Here is an 8,420-nt window from a genome sequence, read left to right as displayed (position 1 = left end):
TTATCAAATAAATCCAGTATTTCAGCCTTGGCTGCCCTTTCTGCTTAATGAGATTCACCAAGCCACAGCACGGTTTTTTTCTGTATACAGCGACCCTGTCCGAACCGGCCCATTTTGATACGCTCTCCACTATAACTCACATCACTTCTGGATTGTCGGAACCTGGAATCATTTAAACGGGTCAGGGTATCATATTGATATAATGCATCAACCAGTTTCATGCTGGATTTAACATTAAGGACGATTAAAGGCATATTCAAATTTTCTGTAATGGCATAGGCCAGCATGGTTTTACCGGTTCCCGGCTCTCCTTTGAGAAGCAGCGGCATCTCAAGTTTCATTGAGATGTTTACAATTGATGCAAGTTCCTGGTCCAGGACATATTTTTTTGCTCCCTGAAATTTATTATTCGATTCCTGATACATACAGCGTCTCCATATATAATTAGATTAAGTTTTTAAAATAAAATTAAGCCTTAATAATAATCACGCAATAGCGTTCCACAAGCTTTTTCTTGAAAAAGGGCCTGATAAAAATATATGACAAAAATGTAACTCTAAAGCTTTTCGCAACAATTCTAAAAGATTGACACCTTAATAACTTAGTGATATTATTCTTAACTTAATTTAACAACAGCATGATGCAAAGAGGAGTGTGCTATGATTGGTGGGTTAGGAATGCCGGAACTGATAATCATTCTTGTAATTATCCTTATAATATTCGGTGCGGGTAAACTTCCTGAAATCGGTGCCGGCCTGGGTAAAGGAATTAAAAACTTCAAAAAAGGAGCCACAGACGCTAAGGTTGAAGATAAAAAAGACGAGCCGGAAAAAATTGAAAAAGACTGAAAAAAAAACTATTATATCATTCATGGCAGCCGCATTTGGATAAAAGTTCGGCTGCAGAAACCCTTCCTTATTATTTTCCCTTTATAATTTTTCAATTCATACTTTTCTCAATTTTGATTCTTATTCATTAAATTACAGAAATGAAATTTATTTTATATTATTTACAACATTTTTGTGATAAACTATTTGTATTCGGTATTTTTTTACTTATATTTTTAACACCGATTAATGAATGCCGGGCCGGACCTACTCTGGCACGTCCATTGCTTATATATAGACAGCTATGAATAAAACTAACACAGACATATTAATCAAAAAAAGAGAAATACTGATAGAACAATTTCTTTGTGGGGATGAATCTGAATTTCTTGAAAAACATACATCTGTTATAGATGAGTACTTATTTTCAATGTTTGAAAAAAGTAGTGCCGCAAGGGAGATGACAATTGCCGGAACCCCCTTTGCTGTCATTGCCCTGGGAGGATATGGCAGAAAAGAGCAGTGCATTCATTCTGATATCGATCTATTAATCCTGTTTGAAAAAAATGTCCCTCCTGAAGTTGAAACCTTTATACAAGAGCTGCTTTACCCCCTGTGGGATGCCCGGTTTGAAGTTGGATACGCGGTGAGAGATACCAGCGAGTGTCTTGAGATGGCCTTTGAACGGTTTGATATTTTAACCACCATGCTGGATGCCAGATTTATTTGTGGAGCCTCATTGATTTACACCTCTTTTATGGAAAAATTCAGATCAGATTTGTCTGCCAGACACCTGAAAGATACCCTGAACTATTTATTTGAGCATGGTGAAAAAAGGCATTTTGACTTTGGGGACTCTACTTATCTTATTGCTCCGGATTTAAAGTCAGGATTCGGGGGCCTTCGGGATTACCATACTCTTTTGTGGTATGCAAAGATAAAATCCAACATCAAGACAAGAAGAGATCTGGAATACTATGGGTTTCTATCACACTTTGAATATTTCACTCTGGAAGAATCTTTAAATGATATTTGGAAAATTCGAAATTTTCTGCATTTTATCACAAAAAGAAAATGTGACACCCTTCATTTTGAATATCAGACTGAATTAGCAGGTCTTTTAGGATATCAATCAAAAAATAGACACCCGGATGTTGAACATTTTCTGGGTGATCTTCACACCCGGATGGATTTTTTAAAACAAATCAACCAGATCACTTTTGAAGATATTATAGCCAACCGCCGCACCAAAAAAGGAATGGCGCAAACCTGCCCCACAAAAACAGACGGGCTGGTGATAAAAAAAGGAAGACTTAATTTTGCCAACACCGTGGCCATCATGCAAAAACCCGATCTTTTATTAAAAATTTTTCTTGAGAGCGGACTTGAAAAAATTCCTTTATCCATTGAAGCCAGAAGAATTGTCAGTGAATTCCTGCATCTTGTGGATGATGAAATCAAAAAAGATGAGGCCTGCATTAAAATATTTAAAAAAATCCTTTCCCTGTCTTACTGGGAATTCAATGTTCTAAATGTCATGCTGGCAACTGGAATCCTGGGAAAATTTATCCCGGAATTTTCTGCCCTTGTGAACAAAATTCAGTATAACCATTATCATCTGTTTCCCGTGGACAAACACTCCATTCGATGCGTCCAGATCATCAACAGTTTTAAAGAACCCGGCGAATCGCCCGCGGACACTCTTTATCATAGTGTATTCAAACAGATTAGAAATAAAAATACTCTGCTTTTTTGCGCTCTGCTCCATGATATCGGCAAATCAGACCCTGCAAAAGAACACTCAAAGACAGGTGCAAAAATAGCAAAACCTATTTTAAAACGATTTGGATTTGATTCAACACAAATCAAAGATGCCGTCTTTTTAATTGAAAACCACCTCATTCTTGTAAAAACAGCAACCCGAAGAGATATCTGCGATGAAGAAACCGCTGTATACATGGCCAATAAAATTGGTAAAATCAGATTATTAAGAATGCTCTACCTGCTGACTGTTGCAGATTCCAAGGCAACCGGGCCCAAGTCCTGGAATGATTGGACCCAAAACCTTTTAAAAGATCTATTTTTAAAAACAATGGGCATTCTCAAAAAAGGAGAACTGGCATCAAAAAAAACCCGGAGGCTCATCCATAAAAAGAAAAATGATGTTCTGAAACTGTTAAAAGAAAAGTGGCACGAGAATGAAATTAACAAACAGCTTGAATCCATGTCCCAGAGATACCTGGCCTATGTTCCCGTACAAAGTATTGTTGACCATATCAACCTTTACAGAAATCTTGGGACCAGGGACTTTATCTGGCAAATCTCAAAAGAAAGCGACTCAGACATACGCACCGTATCCCTTTGCGGGAAAGACAAACCCGGTCTTTATTCAAAAATTTCAGGTGTTTTCTTTCTGAACGGCCTGGATATTGTTGCTTCCCAGGCCTATTCTCTTGGAGAAGAACATGTGCTGGATATTTTCAAGGTCAACCCGCCCAAAGACACAATCTTTGAAGAAGAAAAATGGGAAAAAGCAGAAAACGATTTGATTCATGCCATTAGCAACGATGATTTTCTAAATAATGCCCTGGATAAAATACCCCGAATGATACGGGTATCCTCGGGTAAAATCCCTGAGCCCAATACCATCCGGATCGACAATGAAACATCCAGCTTTTTTACCATCATTGAAGTATTTACCTATGATTTTCCAGGGCTTTTATTTTCCATTACCAATGCATTGTACAGGAATCATACAAATGTCAAAGTGGCTATGGTGGCCACAAAGGTGGACCAGGTAGTGGATGTTTTTTATGTCAGAAGCCTTGAAAACGATGCAAAAATTGAAACTGAACAAAAATTAGCACAAATAAAAAATGTAATTTTAAGAAGTCTTCCACAAATAACTGCAAAGGAGGTTAATAATGAAAAAAATTGAAGCCATCATAAAACCGTTTAAACTGGATGATGTAAAAGAAGCCTTAAGTGAACTCGGGGTCTATGGAATGACGGTGACCGAAGTTAACGGGTATGGCCGGCAAAAGGGACATAAGGAAATATACAGAGGCGCAGAATATGTTGTGGACTTTGTACCCAAAATCAAAGTTGAAATTGTTGTCAGTGATGAAAGAGCAGACGAAACAATTGATACTGTCAGAAATGCTGCCAACAGCGGTAAAATTGGTGATGGAAAAATTTTTGTGTCACATGTTGAACAGGTCATCCGGGTAAGAACCGGTGAAACAGGAATAGAAGCACTTTAATATAGTACTACACTTAAATAAGAAAGGAATTATAATGACACCCAAAGACGTAATTGCAATGGCAAAAGAGAATGATATAAAAGTTGTTGACCTCCGATACATGGACTTTATCGGTACATGGCAGCATTTTTCAGTTCCTATTGGTGAATTTACAGAGTCTGCATTTGAAGACGGATTTGGATTTGACGGATCAAGCATGAGGGCATGGCAGAATATTGATAACTCTGATATGATTGTTATCCCTGAACCCGGAACGGCTAAAATAGATCCGTTTTTCAAGGTCCCAACCCTTGCCGTCATCGGTAATATTCATGACCCCATCACCCTGGAAGCTTACAGCCGTGACCCAAGAGGTATTGCTAAAAAAGTTGAACAATACATAAAAAGCACAGGCCTCGGTGATACTATCTTTGTCGGTCCTGAACCTGAATTTTTTATTTTCAGTAACATCCGGTATGCGTCTGAGCCCCATGCATCTTTTTATGAAATTGATTCTCACGAAGCACATTGGAACACCGGCAGTGACGAAATGCCCAACCTTGGATATAAAATCCGCGCCAAACACGGGTATTTCCCACTTCCTCCTTCTGACAAATACCAGGACATGAGAACTGAGATGATGCTGACGTTAGAAAACCTGGGGATTACCATGGAATGCCAGCATCATGAAGTCGCCTCTGCCGGTCAATCTGAAATCGATCTTCGATTTGATTCCCTGTTAAACATGGGCGACAGCCTTGCATGGTTTAAATATGTCCTTAAAAATGTTGCTGCTAAATATGATCATACCGTAACATTCATGCCCAAACCATTGTATGGTGATAATGGAACCGGCATGCACACTCATATGAGTTTCTGGAAAGATGGAACCCCATTATTTGCCGGTAACAAATATGCCGGCATGTCAGATATGGCTCTTTTTTCCATCGGCGGAATCATGAAACATTGCAAAGCCCTTTGTGCCATCACAAATCCCACTACCAACTCCTATAAAAGACTGGTTCCCGGCTTTGAAGCACCCATTAACCTTGCCTATTCAAGCAGGAACAGAAGTGCTGCCATCCGCCTGCCCATGTATTCAGGTTCCCCCAAAGCCAAACGGATTGAATTTCGGACCCCTGATCCCTCATGCAATGGTTATATGGCTTTTTCCGCCATTGCAATGGCCATGATAGACGGAATCCAGAACAAAATTGATCCCGGCGATCCAATGGATAAAAACATTTATGATCTTCCACCGGAAGAACTTGCTGAAATGGAATCCGCACCCGGTTCCCTGGAAGAAGCCCTGAATGCTCTGAAAGAAGATCACGACTTCCTGCTGAAAGGCGATGTATTTACCAAAGATGTAATTGAATACTGGATTGACTATAAGATGGAGAACGAAGTTAAAGAGGTTATCAGTCGTCCCCATCCCCATGAATTCTATCTCTATTATGACATATAAGTCTTTATAAAAGATTTAAACCAGACAAACACCCGGTCCGTCAGTTGACTGGGTGTTTGCGTATGGGAAACCCTCAAATCTGCCCTGGCATATTTTTTTAATGCAATCTAAAAAAAAATAGGCTATAAGAAGAAAAATTGTAATCCTATGATTATTTTTGCAATTTTACTATATTCGGCATATGGTTAAAAAAACAAAAAGGGGGCAGACAAAAAAAATATGAAAATGACGATGCCATCATTACACACAAAACTGATCCTCTTTTTTATTTTCATCTCCTTTTTAATCCTGTCCTCCCCTTTGTCTGGGCAGGAAATAAAGAAAGGCAATGAGTTTGACAAATTAATCCAGCAGCTTATCCAAGACGGATTTGAAAAAGAAAAGATAGAGCTTTTGTTTTCCAACGAAAATGTATTTTTTAATCCCACCGGTGTCTCCCGTTTTTTTATTCATACTGAGTCAAGCCTTAACTACGATCAGTTTACTTCAAAAAAATCCATTAACAATGCATTAAAGTATTTAGACGAGTATAAAGATATACTGGACCGGGCGCAAAAGATATATGGCGTTGATAAAACAATCATCACGGCTATTTTGCTTGTTGAAACACGGCTTGGAACATATCTTGGAAAACGAACCGTTATTAACACCCTTTCCACCATGGCTGCTTTAACAGATGAAACATTGAGAGAAAGGATCTGGAACTCCATCCCTGATAAGAAAAAACCAAAAAAAAAGACCTTTATAAAAAAAGTTGAGAAACGATCAAAATGGGGATATGAAGAACTCAAAGCACTCATCAAATATACAAAACAAGAGGGGATGGCCCCTGAAGGCATCAAAGGCTCATATGCCGGAGCCATGGGGATTTCCCAATTTATGCCCTCCAATGCTCTCAGGCTTGCCAAAGATGGAAACAATGATGGCAAAATTGATCTTTTTACCCATGCCGACGCCATTTTCAGCGTGGCCAACTACCTGAAACATCACGGCTGGAAACCGGGAATTGCAAGACAAAAACAGCATGAGGTCTTATTCAGATACAATCACAGCAACTATTATGTGGACACACTTTTAAAGATTTCAGACAAGTTAAAAGGATAAATAATCCATTTATGGACCAGACCATTTTATATATCCTGCTTATTTGTGCCATATCTTTCGGCCTGACCATGCTGGCCTTAATCGATATTATCCTAAAGGATTTCGGGTCAATAAAAATAAAATTCATCTGGCATTTTATTGCCATCATTCCCCTCATCGGCTGGCTGATATATCTTATCTTCGGCTTCAAAAAAGGGCAGAGAAAGACGCCCGCATAAGGCATCAATTTTATTTGACAACATACCAGCTTTGATATAAGTATAGATACTTTTTATGGTCCCATCGTCTAGCGGTTAGGACGCTGGCCTCTCACGCCGGAAACCGGGGTTCGATTCCCCGTGGGATCACCACTTAGAGCATCAAGGGTTTTAGCAAATTGCTGAACCCTTTTTTATTTTGTGAAAATGCAATCCCCCACCGTATCCCCCACCTTCGTGATGGTTTTTAGCTCTTAACTACAATCCAAAGATAAATCTATCATGGAAGCATTCTTTTTACTTCAAGAACTCAAACGCCGTAGGGCTTTATATTGAGGCGGAGTCTACTCCAGAGCTGGTATGACACAAAGATGCTAAGATGCAAATACTGTAACGCTTTTTGAAGTTCCTTATTTTTATAAAAGTAATAATTTCATGTATAAAATCAGTGCATTAAAGAATATTGTCTACGATGGAATAGTTGCAAAATACTGTAACGTTCAAGAAAAATCTTATTTTTTGAAGAAAATATACAATTGTAGAAAAGATTTCCGTTTATTAATTGCATTGTAAAAACGGTAGCTTATGGAAGAACAAGGAATTATAAAAACAAAAGATGTCCCCAATTGGGGACAAACGGTAAATTCAATAATTTTCATTTTTAGTACCAAAATTTCTACCACAGTTATTCCATTACCGCAACCGTTACATGAAAATAAAATAGCGTGCTGCAGGGTAAGCGGGGTATTGAATGACTTTTTAAATGGCGGGGTATAGCGGCGGGATACCATCCTCAACCGTTACAGTATTTCGCCATTGATTTGGGGGTAAGGCGTTACACTTTTTGCATCTTAGCACAAAGAATAAGCATTAAAAAGTTCCGCCAGTTCCACTTTTGAATCCTTACTCTTTGTATGCCATTCCAGCTCCTCCGTGTGTCCTTGTCCCGCTGCTTGATACCTCCGGCGGTCTTCCCGGAGGATATATTGTCGGCAGGAGCCTTTTACCATGTCAAAATAAAAGATTTACATAATATGTGTTATCCGACATTGCAGATCTTCTAAACCCCTTCTATGGCAGGGGCAAGAATCTCTAAGCAATGTAACCGATAACAGATATTATGTACTCGCCCTGTGGGAACTTTTTTTGCCATAATATTGCGGTCGGAGCCGCTTTCATATGTGTATGCCAATTTGTCAGGGATCGGCCTGAATGGGGCTTTAAGGAGTGCTCTCTGACAAAATTGTCATACCCCAAAACCACACAGCTGCTCTCAAGAATCCATAAGAGATTCATGGGGTCAGCTGCGTATTGTTGCGGGACGGAGCCCACTTTTTATAAGGAATATGAACCAATTAAAAATCCAGATTAACTAGATTGACAGAACTCTTTCAGAGGAAGATGAAGTGCAAATCAGTGGAAAAATGGTTTTTGAAACATGTTTCTTAGGTGAATCTCTATCTCCAATAAATGTTATTTTGGTGTATTCAATCACAATAAATTATATTTTCACTAAAGTTGAAAATTATTTTATTTTCTTGCACCTCATTCCTTTTTTTTTATTTTCCACTGAAAAGTATTT

The 8,420-nt window shown here is 38.7% G+C and carries 7 protein-coding genes and 1 tRNA gene; 7 read left to right on the top strand and 1 reads right to left on the bottom strand.

All coding sequences use genetic code 11. From position 1 onward, the window contains the following. Window positions 1-44: 44 nt before the first annotated feature. Window positions 45-425, bottom strand: coding sequence for an AAA family ATPase (locus tag K8S13_RS24175; RefSeq protein WP_367172876.1), 381 nt, complete (start codon window positions 423-425; stop codon window positions 45-47). A gap of 234 nt (window positions 426-659) precedes the next feature. Here K8S13_RS24175 and tatA point away from each other — a divergent pair, with 234 nt between their 5' ends. From tatA to K8S13_RS24140, 7 genes are all read left to right on the top strand, one after another. Beyond that, window positions 660-848, top strand: coding sequence for a twin-arginine translocase TatA/TatE family subunit (gene tatA / locus K8S13_RS24170; RefSeq protein WP_291466290.1), 189 nt, complete (start codon window positions 660-662; stop codon window positions 846-848). 283 nt (window positions 849-1,131) lie between these two features. Continuing rightward, window positions 1,132-3,765 (top strand): [protein-PII] uridylyltransferase, encoded by a 2,634-nt coding sequence (glnD, locus tag K8S13_RS24165; RefSeq protein ID WP_291466289.1) that lies wholly within the window; start codon window positions 1,132-1,134, stop codon window positions 3,763-3,765. After that, window positions 3,752-4,090 (top strand): P-II family nitrogen regulator, encoded by a 339-nt coding sequence (locus K8S13_RS24160; protein WP_291466288.1) that lies wholly within the window; start codon window positions 3,752-3,754, stop codon window positions 4,088-4,090. Before glnD ends, K8S13_RS24160 begins: the two co-directional genes overlap by 14 nt. 34 nt (window positions 4,091-4,124) lie before the next feature. Further along, window positions 4,125-5,537 (top strand): type I glutamate--ammonia ligase, encoded by a 1,413-nt coding sequence (gene glnA, locus K8S13_RS24155; protein WP_291466287.1) that lies wholly within the window; start codon window positions 4,125-4,127, stop codon window positions 5,535-5,537. A 219-nt stretch (window positions 5,538-5,756) separates the two neighbouring features. Further along, the gene (locus tag K8S13_RS24150) at window positions 5,757-6,641 is read left to right on the top strand and encodes a lytic murein transglycosylase (RefSeq protein WP_291466286.1); all 885 of its coding nucleotides are present in this window, start codon (window positions 5,757-5,759) and stop codon (window positions 6,639-6,641) included. An 11-nt stretch (window positions 6,642-6,652) separates the two neighbouring features. Next, window positions 6,653-6,859 carry a PLDc N-terminal domain-containing protein gene (locus K8S13_RS24145; RefSeq protein ID WP_291466285.1) on the top strand — a complete coding sequence of 69 codons (207 nt, stop codon included), beginning with the start codon at window positions 6,653-6,655 and terminating at the stop codon, window positions 6,857-6,859. Window positions 6,860-6,916: 57 nt separating this feature from the next. Beyond that, a tRNA-Glu gene (locus tag K8S13_RS24140) sits at window positions 6,917-6,991 on the top strand. Window positions 6,992-8,420 lie beyond the last annotated feature (1,429 nt).

The organism is Desulfobacula sp., assembly GCF_021107415.1.
This window is presented reverse-complemented; position numbering and strand designations above follow the sequence as displayed.

Excerpts from the sequence above, each read along its gene's own strand:
- K8S13_RS24175 (WP_367172876.1), bottom strand. The coding sequence starts at position 425 with ATGTATCAGGAATCGAATAATAAATTTCAGGGAGCAAAAAAATATGTC.
- tatA (WP_291466290.1), top strand. The coding sequence starts at position 660 with ATGATTGGTGGGTTAGGAATGCCGGAACTGATAATCATTCTTGTAATT.
- glnD (WP_291466289.1), top strand. The coding sequence starts at position 1,132 with ATGAATAAAACTAACACAGACATATTAATCAAAAAAAGAGAAATACTG.
- K8S13_RS24160 (WP_291466288.1), top strand. The coding sequence starts at position 3,752 with ATGAAAAAAATTGAAGCCATCATAAAACCGTTTAAACTGGATGATGTA.
- glnA (WP_291466287.1), top strand. The coding sequence starts at position 4,125 with ATGACACCCAAAGACGTAATTGCAATGGCAAAAGAGAATGATATAAAA.
- K8S13_RS24150 (WP_291466286.1), top strand. The coding sequence starts at position 5,757 with ATGAAAATGACGATGCCATCATTACACACAAAACTGATCCTCTTTTTT.
- K8S13_RS24145 (WP_291466285.1), top strand. The coding sequence starts at position 6,653 with ATGGACCAGACCATTTTATATATCCTGCTTATTTGTGCCATATCTTTC.